The sequence below is a fragment of the Rhizobium sp. Root149 genome, assembly GCF_001427345.1.
GTDB classification, from domain to species: Bacteria; Pseudomonadota; Alphaproteobacteria; order Rhizobiales; family Rhizobiaceae; genus Neorhizobium; species Neorhizobium rhizoryzae.
In genome coordinates this window covers 487,746-506,457 of record NZ_LMGD01000012.1, presented here as the reverse complement: position 1 = coordinate 506,457, position 18,712 = coordinate 487,746, and the positions used below count along the sequence as shown (strand labels likewise).

Here is an 18,712-nt window from a genome sequence, read left to right as displayed (position 1 = left end):
CCCGGGTTTTCACCGGGTCCTTGTGGATAAAGCTAGATAGCCCACACAATCAGATTTTGCAAACGCGCAGCGTACGCGGCCCCGGCCGGATATGGCGCATCAAAAAAAGGGAGGCGCTGCCGGCACCTCCCTGAAAAATCCTTGATCTTTGAAAACTCAGATCGAGCGAAGCGTCCAGTCCACGATATCGGCTCCCACCTTTGCGAAGGCTCGATTGATAGCGCCAATGAACTTTGCATTGTCTTCGCCGGAAACCGGTACAGAAGCCCGGAAGACATTCTGTGCTCGCACCGATCCGTTGCGATCGTTGAGAATCTTGACGGAGATCTCAACCTTCGCAGTCCGTGGGCCGGACGTATCGATCTCAAACGAGCGAATATCCGCGACCACCTGATAATCGATGGCAAGGCCCTGCCCCGGTTTGCCGACACCCGCCAGCTTGCCCGAATTTTCGAATGCCTGGACGAGCTTGGACTGCACCATCTTCGGCAGCCTGTCACCCCACTGTGAATTCGCCAGATACTGGATTTCAGAAGGCGAAACGCGCACCACCACCTGCTCGCTATCCAGCGATTTCAGTGCGGTCGGCTCTGGAACCAGGATCTGCTTGCTCTTGGCAGAAGGTCCTTGCGCCATCGGCGTGATCGACAGATCGAACGTGTCATTGTTCGCCTTGCTACCACAGCCAACAAGCAGCAGGGCCATGACCGGAAGGGCAAAGAGCGCCTTGGGAATGGAAATTGCCGGAACCATCTGCACCTCGGTTTTATCAAATCTTCGCATCAGCGCCGCGTCCTGCCATCATATTCCTTCACCGTTTCCCCGCCAAAGATCAGGCGCTGCGGGTTCTGGTCGAAGTTGGTGATCGTCTCGTTGAGATTCTGAACAGCCTTGCGGGTATCGCCAATCAAGGTTTGAACATCGCGCAGGCCGGTATTGGAGAAGCGGGCAAGGTTGTCCGCAATCGGCCCGATCCGGGAATTCAGATTGTCGGCGGTGGCCCGAATGGATTGCAGGGTTTTCTGCGCTTCGGCGAACAGACCCTTGGATTCATCGCCGCTGACCATCGTATCCACCTTGGCCAGAATGCCGTCGACACGTGTGGACGCCTGGTTCAGCTTCTGCGCCAACTGCGTGAAATCTTCGATCGCCTTGTTGATCTCATCGCGGCGGTCAGCCACTCCATCCACAACCTCGCGTGCGGAAGATAGTGCGCTGCGCGCATCCGCTGTCGCAGAGGTAATGTTGTCGACTGCGGTATTGACCTTTTTCGGATCGACCGCCGCCAGCAATTGATCGGCTCGCTTCAGCACCGACTGCGCCTCTTCGCTTGCCTTGTTGAACCCGGCAGCCGCATCACGCACTTCCAGCATGATACCGTCGATCTTGTCGGACGATTTGGCAATGTTGCCCGTCACGGTTTCAGCGTTTGTCAGGATATTGTTGATCTTGTCCGGATTAACGGCCTTTACCAGACCTTCAGCCGCTGCCAGCGTCGAATCCAGACGTTCCGAAACACGGTTGAACGTGCCGGAAAGCGCGGAAAGGCTCCGCAGGAAGTCGTCAATTGCATCCGAATTCGCGCTCAGGGCGCCGGTAAAGGCTTCAGCGTGCTGGATCGTCCGGGTCAGCGGACCGCGCGCATCCGTTACGAAACCTTGAATCTGGCCAATTGCATCATCCGCACGCTGCAGAATCTTGTCTGCGGTCGCCAGAAGGTTGGTCACGCTCGATTGATCCGCGATCAGCACCGCTGGCCGGCCCGTATCCTGCGCCTTCTGCAACAGGTTGTCCTCGCCGGTCTTGCCGCCTGACAATTCGATATAGGCAGCACCTGTCAGGCCCTGCACTTCCAGAACCGCCTTCGTCGAAGGGTATACCGGAGCACTGGTCTGGACCTCTGTGAACGCGATCGAATAGCGCGGATCATCCGGGTCGATATTCAGGCTGCGAACGGAACCAACGGGAATGCCGTTGAACCGCACCGCGGAGCCGACCGATAGACCGTTTGCGGAACCGGGAATACGAATGGCAAGCTCGGCCATGGGCCCGCTGCGGCCATACTGCGCCATCCAGTAGACGAAGCCGAATGCGGCAGCGACCACCAGCAGCGTGAAGAAGCCGACAAGGGCGTAGTTTGCTTTAGTTTCCATGGGCGTTACTTTCCTGGCACCGCATTCGCATCGCCGTAATCCGTTGTAACGGACCGGGCGCGCTTTCCGCGGAAATAAGACTGAACCCACGCATCGTCGCAGGCCAGCATGTCGTCCAACGTCCCTTCCACAAGCACTCGCTTCTGGCCCAGAACCGCAATGCGGTCGCAGACAGAAAACAGGCTGTCTAGGTCGTGGGTCACCATATAAACCGTCAGCCCCAGCGTATCACGCAATCGGGCAATCAGCATGTCGAACTCGGCGGCACCGATGGGGTCAAGACCAGAGGTTGGCTCATCGAGGAAGACGAGGTCCGGATCGAGCGCAAGAGCGCGAGCAAGCGCCGCACGCTTGATCATGCCGCCCGAAAGCTCTGAAGGATATTTGTCAGCCGCATCCGCCGCGAGGCCCACCATGTCGATCTTGAGATAGGCCAGTTCATCCATGAGCGATTGCGGCAGATCGAGATATTCCCGCATCGGCAGTTGGATGTTCTCCTTCACGGTGAGCGAGGAGAAAAGAGCGCCATGCTGGAACAGCACGCCCATGCGCATATCCAGCGCCATGCGGGTCTTCACATCGGCCTTTTCGTAATCGACACCGAGGATATGGATCGATCCCGAACTGTGCGGAACCAACCGCAAAACCGTGCGCATGAGAACGGATTTGCCCGTACCGGACGCGCCGACAAAGCCCAGGATTTCCCCGCGATAAACGTCGAGATCAAGGTGATCCAGCACGGTCTTGGTGCCGAAGCTGACGGTCAGATCCCGCACGGACAGGATCACCCGGTCATCATCCGGGTGTTTCTCTTCAGCCGTGGTATCGTCCTGAACTGCCATGCTCATCCTAGAAGTCGATTGCGGAATAGAAGATTGCAAAAAGGGCATCCATAAGGATGACCACGAAGATGGATTTCACCACCGAGGCCGTAACATGTGTGCCGAGCGATTCGGCACTGCCACCTACCTTCATCCCTTCGACAGCCGAAACGATGCCAATGGCAAGCGCCATGAACGGCGCCTTGATCATGCCAGATGCGACGGACGAATAATCCACCGCCTCATGCAGCCGTGACAGGAAGGTCTGGAAGGTGATCCCGGAGTAAATGAAGGTCACGATGGCCGCACCGTACAGGGCCGCGAAATTGGCGATGATCGTCAACAAAGGCAGCGCAATCGTCAGCGCAACGAGACGCGGAAAGACCAGAACCCCGACAGGATTGAGACCGATTACCGTCAGGGCGTCGATCTCCTCGCGCATCTTCATGGAGCCGATTTCGGCGGTGATGGCGCTGCCAGACCGGCCCGCAATCATGATGGCGGTCAACAGAACGCCGATTTCGCGCAACTGCAGAATGCCGACCAGATCCACGACGAAGAGTTCAGCGCCAAAATAGCGGAGCTGGAAGGCGCCTTGCTGGGCAATGATGGCGCCGATCAGAAAGGACATCAGGACGATGATAGGTACAGCCCGCACACCCATACGGTCGATGTGCGTCACCACAGATGCCGGGGAAACGCCAGCGCCGCGACCACCCTTGAGCTGCGCGCCGCCGACGGCTGAGCCGAGGATGTGCAGCCCCGCCAGCGCGTCCTGCCCCAAGCTCCAGACGGCCTTGCCTGCTGGCTCAAATATGCGCTGGAACAATGTGCGTTGATCTTTATCGGAAGACGGTCTTTTCAGCCCGTCCTCCGGCAGGACGTCAACCAGATCGGACAGCGTCTTGCTTGCGCCGATCAGTTCCACATCGCGTCCTTCGGCCTGCTTGCCGTTGATCAGACGACGAATCAGCCAGGCGCCGGACGTATCGACAGCGTCGATACCGGATGCATCGATTTCGAGTTTCCCCTGGCCTTGCTTCTGCTCGGCGGCCATGAGGTCGTTCAGAACCTGGCTGATGCCACGGTTGCGCCAGTCTCCAGCCAGAACGAAGCGTTCAACACTCTCAGCCGTAGAGGTCATCTCAAGGGTTGCGGCCTGTTCATCGGCCGACTTCGGCTTTGCCTGCATGTAGGGGTGCTCGATACGCTTTCGAAAATTGAATAGAACCTGTCGGCAATATATCCGCCAGTCTGTGAAATGCCATGGCATCCGATCCTGAAATCACCCTCCAGTAACCCTAAAGCCACAGAACAATTTCAGGTTAGGCCATCAATAGTCTGCAACTTCAACCTCTGTCCATCTACGCTTTCCAGGCTCGGCGTGAAACGGTCCATGTAATCAACAAGCCGAAAGCTGCCACCGCAGACATGACGTAGTAGGAATTCTGCCCGAGCGAATGATAGATCAAGCCTGACAGGAAGGTAGATGCAGCCAGGAAGGCGCCATTGTAGAAGAAGAACGTGCCTTGAATGGAGGATTCCTGACTTTCGTGCACTACCTCGACGATCTTCTGCTGCATTCCGAAATGAAGAAACGCGAAACTCAGCGCATGGCTGCACTGTAGCAGGACAGAGGCTTCAAAGCTCAAGGGGGTTGCAAACAGCGACCAGCGAATCACGGCGGCCACTGACCCGATCAGGATGAGACTGACCGCTGAAACATGCCGGACAATCCGTCCCGCGCAGAAAAAGAACAGAATCTCGGCAATGACGCCGGATGCCCAAAGAATGCCGATCTCCTGACCGCTGAAGCCTATGCCCTGCCAGTAAATTCCAGAGAAGGCGTAATACATTCCATGTGTGGACTGCACGATCGTACAGCCTATCATGAGCAGGTTGAGACTTGAACGAAACGGCAAGCGGGCCACCTGCCGCATACCGGTCGGATCAGCCGTCGGCGCTCTCATCGCTCTTCCCAGGCGCGGCGCCATCAGGGCAGCACACAGTGTCAGGAGATAGGTCAGCGCTGTCGCTTCCGGAACAATCCGGCTGGAGAGATGCGAAATCGCCCAACCGGCGATCAGGGTCGAAACCACAAAACCGATCGATCCCCAGACACGAATGGTACCGTAACGATATCCCCAGCGGCGAACGCCCATAACAGTAATCGATTCGAGAACCGGCATGAACGGAGCAAAAGCTGCGCCCTGCAGGCTGAAAATAATGAGAACCGTCCAGAAGCCACCGGCCCAGATCAGAAGCACGGCGGTCATCAGGGAAAGCACCGCAGAAACGATGAGGACCAGAACACGCTCCGACATACGGTCTGCGAGGGCGCCCGCAAGCGGCGCGGAGACAAGTCGAAGGATGATCGGAACTGTCAAAATGACGCCGATCTCGAATTCGTTCAGGGATAGCGACTTCAGCCACGCGGGAAAGAAAGGCAGCAGGATACCGTTCACGCTCATCGCCGCCGCATAGGCAAAGGCGCATCGCACGGCAAAGCCCGAAGGTGCGGAAGGAACGGCAGTCTCGGCCACGGCGGGCTCCGGCGATTCTCGAATTCAGAGATCGCCTCTCTTAAAGAAATTTCGGATGTTTGACAGCCCCGGTTGCAGCGGTTTGGGCAGCCAGACCGGCAATTCTGATAAAGCCTCGGCAATGTTGCGCAACGGCAATAGAGGCCACGCAAGCACGGGCAGCATGCAGGCCTTTGTTTGGATCCTGCCCTATGCTGCCTGCATGTCCTCACGCTGGTCCTTAGGCATGGGCAGTGTCTTGATATCGGCGGTCACGGCAACCTTTTGCCAGGAGATCAGCTCGAACGTACCATCCATATGCTCGGCTATGGCCGTGCAGCTTTCCACCCAATCGCCCGTATTGATGTAGCGAATGTCGCCGATATCCTCCATCGTGGCGTGATGAATGTGACCGCAGATGACGCCGTCCACGTTGTTGCGGCGCGCCTCCTCGGCAACGACGTTCTGGAACTCGCCGATGAAATTGACGGCCTGCTTTACCTGCAGCTTGGCCCAGGCGGAGAACGACCAGTAAGGCAGATGCAGCTTGCGGCGAATGGCCGCCAGAACCACGTTGATTGCGATAGCCGCATCATAGGCCCAATCGCCCAGGTAAGCGAGCAGTCGGATGTTGCGCACCACGACATCGAACTCGTCGCCATGAAGAACCAGATACTTCTTGCCGTCCGCCGCTTCGTGGATCATGCGCTCGGCCACCTCGATGCCGCCGAAGTGAACGCCGGGGAAGGAGCGGAGAAACTCATCGTGATTGCCGGGAATGTAGACGATACGCGTTCCCTTGCGCGCTTTGCGCAAGAGCTTCTGGACGACATCGTTGCAGCCCTGCGGCCAGTACCAGTTACGCTTCAGGCGCCAGCCATCAACAATATCGCCGACAAGAACCAGCGTTTCCGCTTCATGGTACCGCAGGAAGTCGAGAAGAAAGTCGGTCCGCGCCGCCTTCGATCCCAGGTGGATATCCGAGATGAAAAGCGTTCTGAAGTGTCTGGTTTCCGTCGTCACAGTCACGAGATCTTCCTTTCGTCGCACCGCCCCCATGACATTCAGAAATCAGAGTCATTTATCAGGAAGATGACAGGTGACCGGGATAACGGATTTTGCAGTCTCTCAACTGCCGTGAGATGTGCCCTTGAGTATGTGATACCCAAGAATTCAGTACTGTTCCCAGCCACGGATTGTTGTAAGAGACCACGAAGCACATGATGAAACGGAAGGAGCTGGCGATGGAGCAGCAGGGCAAGGATCAATCGGCGAAAGCAGCCCCACAGGCGGATCTTGATGAACAGGCATTGTTCTTCCACCGCTATCCGCGCCCCGGAAAGCTTGAAATCCAGCCGACAAAGCCTCTGGGCAACCAGCGCGATCTGGCTCTCGCCTATTCGCCGGGCGTTGCAGCTCCGTGCCTTGCGATTCGCGACAATCCGGAAGCCGCTGCCGACTACACTGCCCGCGCCAATCTGGTCGCGGTCGTTTCCAACGGAACCGCTGTTCTTGGCCTCGGCAATATTGGTCCCCTCGCCTCCAAGCCAGTGATGGAAGGCAAGGCCGTCCTCTTCAAGAAATTTGCTGCCATCGATGTTTTCGATATCGAGATCGCTGCCGAAACGGTCGACAGCATGGTCTCCACGATTGCCGCTCTGGAGCCCACCTTCGGCGGCATCAACCTTGAAGACATCAAGGCGCCGGAATGTTTTGAGGTTGAGCGCCAGCTTCGCGAAAAGATGAATATTCCGGTGTTCCATGATGACCAGCATGGTACAGCCATCATCGTCGCCGCAGCTATCCTCAACGGTCTGGAACTGGCCGGAAAGAACATCGAGAACGTCAAGATCGTCACTTCGGGCGCTGGCGCCGCTGCCCTGGCCTGCCTGAACTTGCTGGTATCGCTGGGCGCGAAACGCGAAAACATCTGGGTCCATGACATCGAAGGTCTGGTCTATGATGGCCGCAACGTTCTGATGGACCCGTGGAAGGAAATCTACGCCCAGAAGAGCGACAAGCGTCTGCTGGCCGAAAGCATCGGCGGTGCGGACGTTTTCCTCGGCCTCTCCGCCGCTGGTGTCCTGAAGCCGGAACTGCTGGAGCAGATGGCCGAAAAGCCGCTCATCATGGCGCTCGCCAATCCGACCCCGGAAATCATGCCTGAACTTGCGCGCGCTGCCCGTCCGGACGCGATGATCTGTACTGGTCGTTCCGATTTCCCGAACCAGGTCAACAACGTCCTCTGCTTCCCCTACATCTTCCGCGGTGCGCTGGATTGCGGTGCAACGACCATCAACGAAGAAATGAAGATGGCGGCGGTCAAGGCGATTGCCGGTCTGGCACGCGAAGAAATTTCCGATGTCGCCGCACGCGCCTATGCTGATGAGACGCCGGTATTCGGACCAAACTACCTTATCCCCTCGCCCTTCGACCCGCGCCTGATCCTGCGCATTGCGCCGGCAGTGGCAAAGGCTGCGGCAGAGAGCGGCGTCGCGGCCCGCCCGATCGCTGACTTCGATCACTACCTGGATCAGTTGAGCCGTTTTGTCTGGCGCTCCGGCTTCGTCATGAAGCCGATCTTCACCAGTGCGCGCGCCGCAGAAAAGAAGCGCGTGATCTTCTCCGAAGGCGAGGACGAGCGCGTGCTGCGTGCGGCCCAGGTGCTGCTTGAAGAAAAAACAGGCGTACCGGTTCTCATCGGTCGCCCATCGGTCATCGAGGCACGTCTGCAGCGTTTCGGCATTCGCATCAGGCCAAACGTAGACTTCGAGGTGGTAAACCCCGAGGATGATCCGCGCTACCGCGACTATGTCGATGAATATCTCTCGCTTGTCGGTCGCGCGGGCATCAACCCGGAAACGGCCCGCACCATTGTGCGTACGAACAACACCGTAATCGGCGCGCTTGCCGTCAAGCGTGGCGATGCGGATGCCCTGATCTGCGGCGTCGAAGGCGGTTTTGACCGTCACCTGCGTGATGTCAGCCAGATCATCGGCAAGCGGAAGGGCGTCTGCGCCTTCTCCAGCTTGAGCCTTCTGATCACGCAGAAGGGCCCGGTCTTCTTCACGGATACCTTCGTGAACGACAACCCGACGCATGAGGAGATTGCCGAGATCACCATTCTGGCGGCTCAGGAAATCCGCCGCTTCGGCATCGTGCCAAAGGCAGCCCTGCTGTCGCATTCCAACTTCGGCAGCCGTGATTCAGAAAGCGCACGCAAGATGCGCGCAGCACTGGAGATCATCCGCCAGCGTGCTCCCGACCTCGAAGTCGATGGTGAGATGCAGGCAGGTTCTGCCCTGTCGGAAAGTTTGCGCAAGCGTGCCATGCCCAATAGCGACCTGTCGGGCGAAGCGAACCTTCTCGTGTTTCCTAACCTCGATTCGTCGAACATCTCGCTGGGTCTTGTTCGCACCATGATGGACGCCCTGCATGTCGGGCCAATCCTTCTGGGTGCGGCCCAGCCGGCGCATATCCTGTCCACCTCGGTCACGTCCCGCGGTGTCGTCAACATGGCGGCGCTGGCAGTCGTGGAGGCATCCCATACGGATTTCGCCGCGATCTCTTAAGCCTCACACAGGCCGTTTATGATAATTTAAACCCGGAGGCCGGAAACTGCCTCCGGGTTTTCGTTTGTGTCGAAGCAGGGAAGCATCGTTCATGCCTCATCGCCAGCTATTCGCGGCTATTGTCCTGTGTCTGCCAGCAGTCGCATCTGCAGCGGATAATGCGGCACGTTGCGTGGCTCTCGGCAAGGAACTGTCAGGTGCGACGACTGTCATTGGCAGCACGCAGACGGCTAATTCCCACGCAAAGGCGTTGAGCGACATCACCGCAGCATCCCGCGAAATTCGCGGCGAAATGCAGCGACTTCGTTGCGGCACCGGCAGCATCGTCACCTTCGGGCGAAACGACCCCTGTCGGGATCTGGAGCAGCAACTTGCCGATACGGAGCGAGACAGGCAGGCCGTCCTTGCCTCTCGTACGGCACAGGGAAAGCTGGTGAATTCTCTCGGCAGGGATCCAGAGGTCATCCGCAAGGAAATGCTGCAGCTCAAATGCGGCGAGATCGACTATGCCAACGTGCCGGCCTCGATCAATCCCGATGCTCCGGGCGCAGCCTCATCGTCCATTCAGCGGACGGATACGCAGAAACCGGGTTCCTCGGTCATCACGCTTGGCAAAATGCGCCCCTCCACGCCAAAGGATCTCTCTCCGGTCCCGCCGGTCAGGGAATGGAAACCGGATCAGCCGGTTCGCACGGTTGGCCCGCAATTCTATCCGGACAGTCAGGACGCGGAGTTGAACCGGCCCGGCATAGAGCCGACTCAGTAATAAGCGGCCTAGACGTTACGACCTCTCTCGCCAGCGCTCCTCGCAAATGAGCTGGTCGAGATCGAGCCTTTGCCGCCAGCCTTTCACCGCCAGTTCCGGCTCCTGATAGAGTTCGCGCACATAGCCAAGGCAAAGCCATGCCACGATCTGGATCCGCTCAGGAATTCCGAGCAGCGCGCGAACATCGTCATCCTGGAAAATGCTGACCCAGCCAACACCTACCCCTTCGGCTCGTGCGGCAAGCCAGAGGTTCTGAACGGCGCAGACGGTCGAATAGACATCCATGCGCGGATTATGGGTACGCCCCAGCACCACCGGTCCGGCGCGGTCCGGATCGCAGGTCACGATAATGGACAGCGGCGCCTTGCGTATGCCCTCAAGCTTGAGGCTCCGATAGAGCTCTCGCTTCTCGTCGGCGAACATCGCCTCTGCTTCTGCATTCGCCTTGCTGAAGGCCTTCCAGGCTGCTTGCTTCGTTTCCTCTGACCGCACCAGGATGAAGCTCCAGGGCTGCATAAACCCGACGGAGGGCGCGGCATGGGCAGCTTTCAGCAAGCGACGGACCAGATCATCCGGCAGAGGATCACTCAAGAATTGGTCGCGCACGTCCCGGCGCGTGTGAATGGCTCGGTATACGGCCTCCCGGGCGTCGGCTGCAAAGGCTTCACCATCGACCATACAGTCTCGCACGCCGACATACCTCTCAATTTCACATCGATGGCCGGAACAAACGGGAAGCCTTTCAGCCTGAAGACGCAGCCAGCGTCGACGGACAGAGAGAAAGACGAGATCAAGCTCCGCCCTACCTCACCGATCGCGAAAACGGTTGGTGATGGGATAGCGGCGATCCCGGCCAAAATTCTTCTTCGTGATCTTTACGCCGGGCGCAGACTGACGACGCTTGTATTCCGCCAGATAGAGAAGATGTTCCACGCGATGTACGGTTGCAATGTCATGGCCGCGTGCCACGATCTGGTCGACCCCCATTTCGCCCTCGACAAGGCATTCGAGAATGTCGTCGAGCACGGGGTAAGGCGGCAGCGAATCCTGGTCCGTCTGGTTGGGGCGCAGCTCTGCCGAGGGTGCCTTGGACAGAATATTGGCGGGAATGACTTCGCCAACCGGACCGAGCGCCCCTTGCGGCACATTCTGATTGCGCCAGGCTGCCAGCGCATAGACCTGCATCTTGTACAGGTCCTTGATAGGGTTGAAGCCGCCGTTCATATCGCCGTAAAGCGTCGCATAGCCAACCGACATTTCGGACTTGTTGCCGGTTGTCACCACCATGGCCCCGAACTTGTTCGAAATCGCCATCAGAATGGTGCCACGCGTCCTGCTTTGCAGATTCTCTTCCGTGATACCTTCCTCGGTCCCCTCGAACATTTCCGAAAGCGCCGACAGAAAGCCTTCAACCGGCTCAGAGATCGGCACGATATCGTAATGCGCACCAAGCGCCTTCGCGCATTCTGCCGCATCCTTGAAGCTTTCTTCGGATGTGTAGCGGTAAGGCAGCATGACTGTGCGCACCCGGTCGCTTCCGAGTGCATCCACGGCAATCGCAGCGCAGACGGCAGAATCGATGCCGCCGGACATGCCGAGGACGACAGATTTGAACCCGTTCTTGTTCACGTAATCGCGGAAGCCCAGAAGGCAGGCGCGATAGTCCGCCTCTTCCCGCTCAGGAATGGTGACAACGGGTCCATTATTGCAACGCCATCCATCGTCGGAACGAACCCAATCCGTCGTCTCCAGTCCGGTTTCGAATTCTGCCATCTGGAAAGCAAGCGTCTTGTCAGCATTCAGACCGAAGCTCGCACCATCGAAAACCAGTTCGTCCTGACCGCCCAGCTGGTTGACGAAAATCAGCGGCAGACCGCTCTCGATAACCTGCTTCAGCGCCACTTGATGGCGAACTTCCACCTTGCCGCGATAATAGGGCGAGCCATTCGGCACGATGAGGATCTCGGCACCGCTTTCCGCCAGTGTTTCGCACACACCAAGATCGTTCCAGATCTCTTCGCAGATCGGAACACCGATGCGCACACCGCGGAAATTCACCGGTCCCGGCATCTCACCTTCAACGAACACGCGCTTCTCGTCGAACTCGCCATAGTTCGGCAGATCGATCTTGTCGCGCAGCGCCAGAATCCGACCGTTATCGACGATGGCAACGGAATTGTGGCGTCCCTTGTCGCTCTGGCGCGGAAGGCCGATCACGAAGCCCGGTCCACCATCCTTGCTGTCCTCGACCAGGTCTTCCAGCGCCTTCCAGCATGCTTTCAAGAAAGCAGGCTTCAGCACCAGATCCTCCGGGGGGTAGCCGCTCAGAAAGAGTTCGGTGAAGACCACGATATGCGCCCCGCTCTTGGCGGCATCGCGCCTGGCCTGGCGGGCGAGAGCAAGGTTTCCCGCGACGTCACCGACTGTCGGATTCAGTTGAGCGAGCGCGATATGGAAAGTCGAAGCGATATCCTGAGTCATGCCCCTGATTTAGCGTGCAGGACAAAGCTCCGCAACGCGCATGAGACAAATTTCGCCGGTAAACTTCAGCCGAAGCGGATGCGGCCGATGTCAGAAAGTTGAGCAACTTTCTCCCAAAATTCTGCGTGCAAAGCTTTGCAATCCCTCAACCATTAATGAATTAGTAAGAACACAACTATAACCTGAGCTACATCAGCAAGCAGTAATAAACCTTGGGTGAAAGTGCCCTTCCACTTTGATCCAAGACATGAGGCTTTGCCAGCACAGCCTCACAAAGAGAAAGGCCGGTTCCCCCCACCGGCCTTTCCTTTTTTCAAGCTTTCCTGAGAGACAGGATCAGGCGTTAACCGCCAAACGCTTTTCCTCACGTCCCGACTTCATGCGCTCTGCCAGCAGGAATGCCAGTTCAAGCGCCTGATCGGCGTTGAGGCGCGGATCGCAATGCGTGTGGTAGCGATCCTGAAGATCGCCAGCCGATACGGCACGCGCGCCGCCAGTGCATTCGGTCACGTCCTTGCCGGTCATCTCGATGTGGATACCACCCGGATGCGAGCCTTCCGAACGATGGATCTGGAAGAAGCTTTCCACTTCTGACAAGACGCGGTCGAACGGACGTGTCTTGTAGTTGTTCAACGTGATTGTGTTCCCGTGCATTGGATCACAGGACCAGACCACCTTGCGGCCTTCCCGCTCTACGGCGCGAATGAGGCGCGGCAGATGCTCGGCAACCTTGTCGTAGCCGAAACGGCAGATGAGCGTCAGACGGCCTGCTTCATTGGTCGGGTTCAGGATATCGATCAACTGAAGCAAACCATCGGCAGTCATGGATGGACCACACTTCAAACCGATCGGATTTTTGATGCCGCGGCAGAACTCGACATGAGCGTGATCGGGCTGACGCGTACGGTCACCGATCCAGATCATGTGGCCGGACGTGGCATACCAGTCGCCGGACGTCGAATCGACGCGCGTCAATGCCTCTTCGTAGCCCAGCAGCAGCGCCTCGTGGCTGGTGAAGAAATCCGTTTCACGCAGCGCAGGATTGTTTTCCGACGTAATGCCGACGGCCTTCATGAAGTCCATCGTTTCGGAGATGCGATCCGCCAGCTTCTTGTAGCGCTCACCCTGCGGGCTATCCTTGACGAAACCCAGCATCCACTGATGAACGTTTTCGAGGTTCGCATAACCACCCATGGCAAAGGCACGCAAAAGGTTCAGCGTGGCTGCCGACTGGCGATAGGCCTTGAGCTGACGCTCAGGCGCGGGAATGCGCGCCTCCGGCGTGAACTCGATGCCATTGATGATATCGCCGCGGTAGGACGGAAGCTCAATGTCGCCCTGCTTCTCGAAGTTCGAGGAGCGCGGCTTTGCGAACTGGCCAGCAATACGACCAACCTTGACCACTGGCTGCTGCGCGCCAAAAGTCAGAACGACAGCCATCTGCAGGAAGGCGCGGAAGAAGTCGCGAATATTGTCTGCGCCATGCTCCAGGAAGCTTTCCGCGCAATCGCCGCCCTGCAACAGGAAGCCATTGCCTTCGGCAACATTGGCGAGAGACTTCTTGAGACGACGCGCCTCACCTGCAAAGACGAGTGGCGGGAACGTGGAAAGCTGGGCTTCCGTCGCCTTCAGCGCGTCCGCATCCGGATAATCCGGAACCTGCTGGATCGGTTTTTGCCGCCATGTGCTTGGTGTCCAGGTTTCTGCCATTGTCTTTCGTCCGTTTTGATTACGCAGTGCCTCATCGCACCTCGTTTGAAGTTGGCGGCTTATAAACCTTTGAGGCAGCCTTGCATAGAGCGGAAAGGCGCATGTCTGGCCTGTATCGGGACCAATAAGAGGCCATCTCATGCACAGCAGAGACCGAACCAGGCAATGCCTGCCAACGCTGCCTACTTCATCGTTCCAAAATATAAGTCAGCTCTGATGTAAATTAACTCTAATATAAGTTAATCTATGTTAAACCAATCTCGTTTCGAAGATAGCAATACATAGTACTATATGGATAGACAAAGCTAATATTTTCGCCGCCGAGACGATTTAATGAAAAAATTTCGACTAAACAACTACAGGGCGATCACGTCGGACCAGCAAGGAAACTTCGGTGTCATGACTGCCCTCCTCATTGTACCGCTCATCGCTGCGGCCGGTCTGGCCGTAGATTTTGGCATGGCCGTGGATGAGCGAACCGCGCTGATGAATGCCGCCGATGCGGCGGCGGTAGGAGCCCTGTCGGAAAAATCGACATCCGTGGCGCAAGCCATGACCATGCCCGCGAACGGCGAAATCCAGTTAGGCAATGATGATGCCAGACGGCTTTTCCTGGCGCAGTTGCCACAGACACTTCGCGACCGTCTCAAATCCGTCAGCGTGAGTATAAAGCGTGAGAATTCGGAACTGACTTCCAATGTCAGCTTCACGGCAGCCATACCCACAGCCTTCATGGGCGTCATTGGCAAGGAGAGCATCGGGGTCAGCGGCGCGGCCAAGGCGACCTACCAGACCAACGCCTTCATCGATTTCTTCATGCTGCTGGACAACACACCTTCCATGGGTCTGGGCGCAACGAATGCCGATATCGACAAGTTGGAGGCAAACTTCGGTTGCGCTTTTGCCTGTCACGCCACCGGGAAAGCCGAGGACAATACCTTACAGGCTGCCCGTAACCTGAGCGTAAAACTGCGTATTGATGTTGTGCGTGATACAACGAAGAAGCTCACGAAAGACGTCGACCTATACAAACTGGTAAACAATCAATACCGCATGGCGGTTTATTCATTTGGCACAAACGCGGATAATCTCGGACTGAAGGAAATTGCCAAATTGACATCCAACATGGACGATGTCGATAAAGCCGTAACCAATCTTGATTTGATGTCCACGGTAAAGAACAACTATAACGAAAATACACTGACAGACTTTGCCAGCACTTTCGCGAGCATCAAGCCGGTGGTCGGCACAGTTGGCACGGGCAACAGTACGACTGATCGGCAAAAGGTAGTCTTTCTTGTTTCAGATGGCATGACCGATGCAGAAAAGGCGGTCTGCTCCGGCAGCCAGAAGGATGACCGCTGCATGGAACCTATAGATCCAGCTGCATGCAAGGACCTGAAAGACAAAGGCATCAAGGTCGCCGTCGTCTACACCACCTACATTCCATTGCCGGACGACAAATTTTGGGTGAACAGAATCAAGCCCTTTGATTCGCGTCTGCGCCCGAGCATGGAAGCTTGCGCAACACCCGGTTACTTTATTGAAGCATCTCCGAACGAAGACATCGGCAAAGCCATGCAGACCCTGTTCCGCAAGCTGATGAACTCCCCTCGCCTGACAACCTAAGTGCCATATTGGGAATATCGAAGCGCGAGCCCTGGCTCGCGCTTCCTAAAAATCAAGCAAAGCGAACGCATCAACCGTTGATGCGCTCTCCACCCTTCACGCGGTAGCTCGGCTTGTACATGGTCACAAGCTCTTCGGCAGCGGTCGGATGAACCGCCATGGTGCGGTCGAAGTCGTCCTTGGTCACGCCGGCTTTGAGCGAAATGCCCAGCAGCTGCGCCATTTCACCCGCGTCGTGCCCCAGGATATGCGCTCCGACCACCTTCCGATCTGCCGCATTGACCACGAGCTTCATGATCATCTTTTCGGCGCGTCCGGAAAGTGTTGCTTTCATCGGACGGAACTCCGCGCGATACACTTCGATTTCGTCGAAGCGTTTGCAGGCCTCTTCTTCGGAAAGCCCAACCGTGCCGATTTCCGGCTGGGAAAACACGGCGGTCGCAATCAGATCATGGTCCGGTGCGGTCGGATTGTTCTTGAACTCGGTCTCGATGAAGCACATCGCTTCGTGAATGGCGACTGGAGTAAGCTGGACCCGATCCGTCACATCACCCAGCGCGAAGATATGCGGCACATTCGTGCGTGAATAGGCATCCACGACAATGGCGCCCCGCGCATCGATTTCGACACCCGCGTTTTCAAGACCGAGGCCAGCAGTGTTCGGATCACGGCCGAGTGCGAGCATGATCTGATCGGCAGAAACGCTGGCGCCCGCCTTGGTGCGCGCTGTCAGCCCGCCCGCCGGAGATTTCGTGACCTCTTCGATCACGTCTGTCAGCATGATGCGGATGCCCTTGTCGACCATCGCCTTATGAAGGCCCTCACGCATGTCGCGATCGAAGCGGGACAGGATTTCCTTTCCGCGATAGATCAGTGTCGTGTCAACACCAAGCCCATGGAAGATGTTGGCGAATTCGACAGCGATATAGCCACCGCCCGCGATCAGGATGGATTTCGGTAGCTCCTCCAGATGGAAGGCTTCGTTGGAGGTGATGCAGAATTCGGAGCCCGGCAGCGATGCGTGCGGGTTTGCCGTGCCGCCGGTTGCAATCACGATGCGTTCTGCCGTCACGGTCGTGTCCGTCTTGACGAGACGGATCGTATGGGCATCCACAAGTTCTGCACGCGTATCCAGAATTTCAGCCCCGGCATTTTCGAGCCCGCGACGATAAAGCCCTTCAAGGCGGGCAATTTCCTTGTCCTTGGCTTCAATGAGCGCTTGCCAGTTGAAGCTGCTTTCACCGACAGTCCAGCCATATCCGGCCGCATCTTCGAAGTGCTCATGATATTGGGAAGCATAGACGAATAGTTTCTTCGGCACGCAGCCGCGGATGACACATGTGCCGCCGAAACGGTATTCTTCCGCAATCGCCACCTTCTTGCCCATCGAGGCCGCAAGCCGTCCGGATCTTACACCACCTGACCCGCCGCCGATAACAAAGAGGTCGTAATCATAGCTGGTCATGTGAGGCTCCTGTGGATTGTCCGGCGAACGGGATTGGCACTTCATATAGTGTGCGATGGCACACAAGGAAAAGCCCGGCAGAACCGGGCTCATCTTATAAACATCTGGAAGCGGTAGATCAGGGCTTCGGAGCGTTGCCCGTTGCATCTGCCGTCGGAGCCTTCACCTTGTTGGCATCCATCACGGTGCGCAGCTTGGCGGTGCTGTTGGCAGTCAGATCACGCGAAATGCCATTCGCCCAGATTTCTGCGGCGCGCATCGTTTCGCGCTGCACGAGCGGGAGCGTCTGAAGATATTTCTTGCCAACTGGCGAGGAGTAGAAAGAAGCGATCTGCTTCAGCTCATCAACCGTGAAGGACTTCGCGAAGGTCACCGCGACTTCTTTTTCCAGGTCGGCACGACGCGGAGCCAAAGCCAAGGCCTCCGCCTCGACAGTCTTTGAAATCTGCGTCTGGAAGTTCGGCGAAGCAACCGTGTATTCGTTCTTCAGGCGCTCGGCGAGATTCGGAAGAATGGCATCGAAACGATCCGTGGCATTCAGGGCTGCAATCGCATCCCGTGCCGCCTTCAGATGATCGGCAGGAATTTCCTGGGCGCTGACGGGGGCGCTCAGCGCTACACCGGAAAGAAGAATGGCGAGCGCGGCGGTACGGCCGAAAACCGCTTGTCTGATCATGTGTCAATGCTCCTGTCTTATTTCGCCTGCATCGTTCGCGCACCCGCCGGTCCGGCAATGATCGCAAACGATGCCATATTGATGAACAGCCCGTGCTCTACGACGCCGGGTATTGAATTCAGCTGGGTAGCCAATGCCTCTGCATCAGGAATACGGCCAAAAAAAGCATCGAGAATCAGGTGGCCGCCATCGGTCGTGAAGGCGCCATCGTCCGACTTTCTCAACTTCAAATCGCCCGAAAGCCCAAGCTTGGAAGCCAGTTTCTCGATCGCAATGCGCGTTGTGGCGAGTCCAAACGGATTGACCTCGATCGGCAATGGAAATTTGCCGAGAGTTTCCACGACCTTGCTTTCATCCGCAATGACAATCATCCGGCTCGACGCAGACGCGACGATCTTTTCGCGCAACAAGGCGCCGCCGCCGCCCTTGACCAGACGCAGCGCGCCGTCGACTTCGTCGGCACCGTCAATGGTCAGATCCAGCTCGGGAAGTTCATCCAGGGATTTGAGTGGAACACCAAGCTCCAGGCAGAGGCGCGCGGTTCGCTCCGATGTTGGTACACCCTGAACCCGCAGGCCGCCCGACACCTTTTCCGCAAGCAGTCGAACAAATTCTTCCGCCGTCGATCCGGTGCCGATTCCAAGACGCATCCCGTCTTCAACATGCTGGAGCGCAGCCTCGGCTGCCTTGATTTTCATTTCCCGGGCGTCCATCCGCCGCAAGCTCCCATCTGTTTCGTTGTGTGCTGTTTACACGGCCCGCCTGATAAACAAAAGTCCCAGTTTCTGCTTCTTGGAGACTATTCGAAGAGCAGAATACAAAGGCACACTCTCTCCTCTCCATTTGCAATTCTTGCTCACGATCCATAATCTCGCGCCACCCATGGACTTGGCGACACCCCCATTCTCTGCTTCGGA

The 18,712-nt window shown here is 57.3% G+C and carries 15 protein-coding genes and 1 other annotated feature (1 of these 16 running past the window's edge); of the genes, 3 read left to right on the top strand and 12 right to left on the bottom strand.

Annotation, left to right across the window (positions count from 1 at the left end; genetic code table 11):
* Window positions 1–23, bottom strand: a sequence feature (sul1 is cis-regulatory element that is thought to sense ions involved in sulfur or methionine metabolism; They are found in Alphaproteobacteria); it reaches 33 nt to the left of the window's first position.
* 133 nt (window positions 24–156) lie between these two features.
* The 6 genes from ASD54_RS09295 to ASD54_RS09270 form a co-directional block, all read right to left on the bottom strand.
* Window positions 157–783 carry an ABC-type transport auxiliary lipoprotein family protein gene (locus ASD54_RS09295; protein WP_244484717.1) on the bottom strand — a complete coding sequence of 209 codons (627 nt, stop codon included), beginning with the start codon at window positions 781–783 and terminating at the stop codon, window positions 157–159.
* Complete coding sequence (locus ASD54_RS09290) at window positions 783–2,153, bottom strand: MlaD family protein (protein WP_062554295.1); 1,371 nt, start codon at window positions 2,151–2,153, stop codon at window positions 783–785. The genes ASD54_RS09295 and ASD54_RS09290 overlap by 1 nt, the downstream gene beginning before the upstream one ends.
* Window positions 2,154–2,158: 5 nt before the next feature.
* Window positions 2,159–2,995: an ABC transporter ATP-binding protein gene (locus ASD54_RS09285; RefSeq protein ID WP_183898005.1), complete on the bottom strand. Its 837-nt coding sequence runs from the start codon at window positions 2,993–2,995 to the stop codon at window positions 2,159–2,161.
* Between the two features lie 7 nt (window positions 2,996–3,002).
* A complete protein-coding gene (locus ASD54_RS09280) occupies window positions 3,003–4,118 on the bottom strand; it encodes an MlaE family lipid ABC transporter permease subunit (RefSeq protein ID WP_162249575.1) in 1,116 nt (371 codons plus the stop codon).
* A 220-nt stretch (window positions 4,119–4,338) separates the two neighbouring features.
* A complete protein-coding gene (locus ASD54_RS09275; protein WP_062554292.1) occupies window positions 4,339–5,517 on the bottom strand; it encodes an MFS transporter in 1,179 nt (392 codons plus the stop codon).
* A gap of 189 nt (window positions 5,518–5,706) precedes the next feature.
* On the bottom strand, window positions 5,707–6,555 hold the full coding sequence (locus ASD54_RS09270) for a UDP-2,3-diacylglucosamine diphosphatase (protein ID WP_062554291.1): 849 nt from the start codon (window positions 6,553–6,555) through the stop codon (window positions 5,707–5,709).
* A 185-nt stretch (window positions 6,556–6,740) separates the two neighbouring features.
* On the opposite strand from ASD54_RS09270, the gene ASD54_RS09265 reads away from it, so the two are divergent.
* Window positions 6,741–9,068: an NADP-dependent malic enzyme gene (locus tag ASD54_RS09265; protein ID WP_062554776.1), complete on the top strand. Its 2,328-nt coding sequence runs from the start codon at window positions 6,741–6,743 to the stop codon at window positions 9,066–9,068.
* Window positions 9,069–9,159: 91 nt separating this feature from the next.
* Window positions 9,160–9,834 carry a hypothetical protein gene (locus ASD54_RS09260; RefSeq protein ID WP_062554290.1) on the top strand — a complete coding sequence of 225 codons (675 nt, stop codon included), beginning with the start codon at window positions 9,160–9,162 and terminating at the stop codon, window positions 9,832–9,834.
* Window positions 9,835–9,849: 15 nt separating this feature from the next.
* Here ASD54_RS09260 and bluB read toward each other — a convergent pair whose 3' ends face one another.
* The 3 genes from bluB to ASD54_RS09245 form a co-directional block, all read right to left on the bottom strand.
* Window positions 9,850–10,512: a 5,6-dimethylbenzimidazole synthase gene (bluB, locus tag ASD54_RS09255; protein ID WP_062554289.1), complete on the bottom strand. Its 663-nt coding sequence runs from the start codon at window positions 10,510–10,512 to the stop codon at window positions 9,850–9,852.
* Window positions 10,513–10,641: 129 nt separating this feature from the next.
* Window positions 10,642–12,315: an NAD+ synthase gene (locus ASD54_RS09250; protein WP_062554288.1), complete on the bottom strand. Its 1,674-nt coding sequence runs from the start codon at window positions 12,313–12,315 to the stop codon at window positions 10,642–10,644.
* A 336-nt stretch (window positions 12,316–12,651) separates the two neighbouring features.
* A complete protein-coding gene (locus ASD54_RS09245; RefSeq protein ID WP_062554287.1) occupies window positions 12,652–14,025 on the bottom strand; it encodes a 3-deoxy-7-phosphoheptulonate synthase class II in 1,374 nt (457 codons plus the stop codon).
* Window positions 14,026–14,358: 333 nt separating this feature from the next.
* Between ASD54_RS09245 and ASD54_RS09240 the strand changes: the two genes are divergently transcribed.
* Window positions 14,359–15,654 (top strand): pilus assembly protein TadG-related protein, encoded by a 1,296-nt coding sequence (locus tag ASD54_RS09240; protein WP_082547157.1) that lies wholly within the window; start codon window positions 14,359–14,361, stop codon window positions 15,652–15,654.
* A 70-nt stretch (window positions 15,655–15,724) separates the two neighbouring features.
* Here the strand turns inward: ASD54_RS09240 and gor are convergent, their stop codons facing one another.
* The 3 genes from gor to rpiA all read right to left on the bottom strand — a co-directional run bounded on the left by gor (window position 15,725) and on the right by rpiA (window position 18,508).
* Window positions 15,725–17,119: a glutathione-disulfide reductase gene (gor, locus tag ASD54_RS09235; RefSeq protein WP_062554285.1), complete on the bottom strand. Its 1,395-nt coding sequence runs from the start codon at window positions 17,117–17,119 to the stop codon at window positions 15,725–15,727.
* A gap of 118 nt (window positions 17,120–17,237) precedes the next feature.
* Window positions 17,238–17,795 carry a DUF2059 domain-containing protein gene (locus ASD54_RS09230; RefSeq protein WP_062554284.1) on the bottom strand — a complete coding sequence of 186 codons (558 nt, stop codon included), beginning with the start codon at window positions 17,793–17,795 and terminating at the stop codon, window positions 17,238–17,240.
* 17 nt (window positions 17,796–17,812) lie between these two features.
* Window positions 17,813–18,508 carry a ribose-5-phosphate isomerase RpiA gene (gene rpiA / locus ASD54_RS09225; protein ID WP_062554283.1) on the bottom strand — a complete coding sequence of 232 codons (696 nt, stop codon included), beginning with the start codon at window positions 18,506–18,508 and terminating at the stop codon, window positions 17,813–17,815.
* Between the last annotated feature and the right edge of the window lie 204 nt (window positions 18,509–18,712).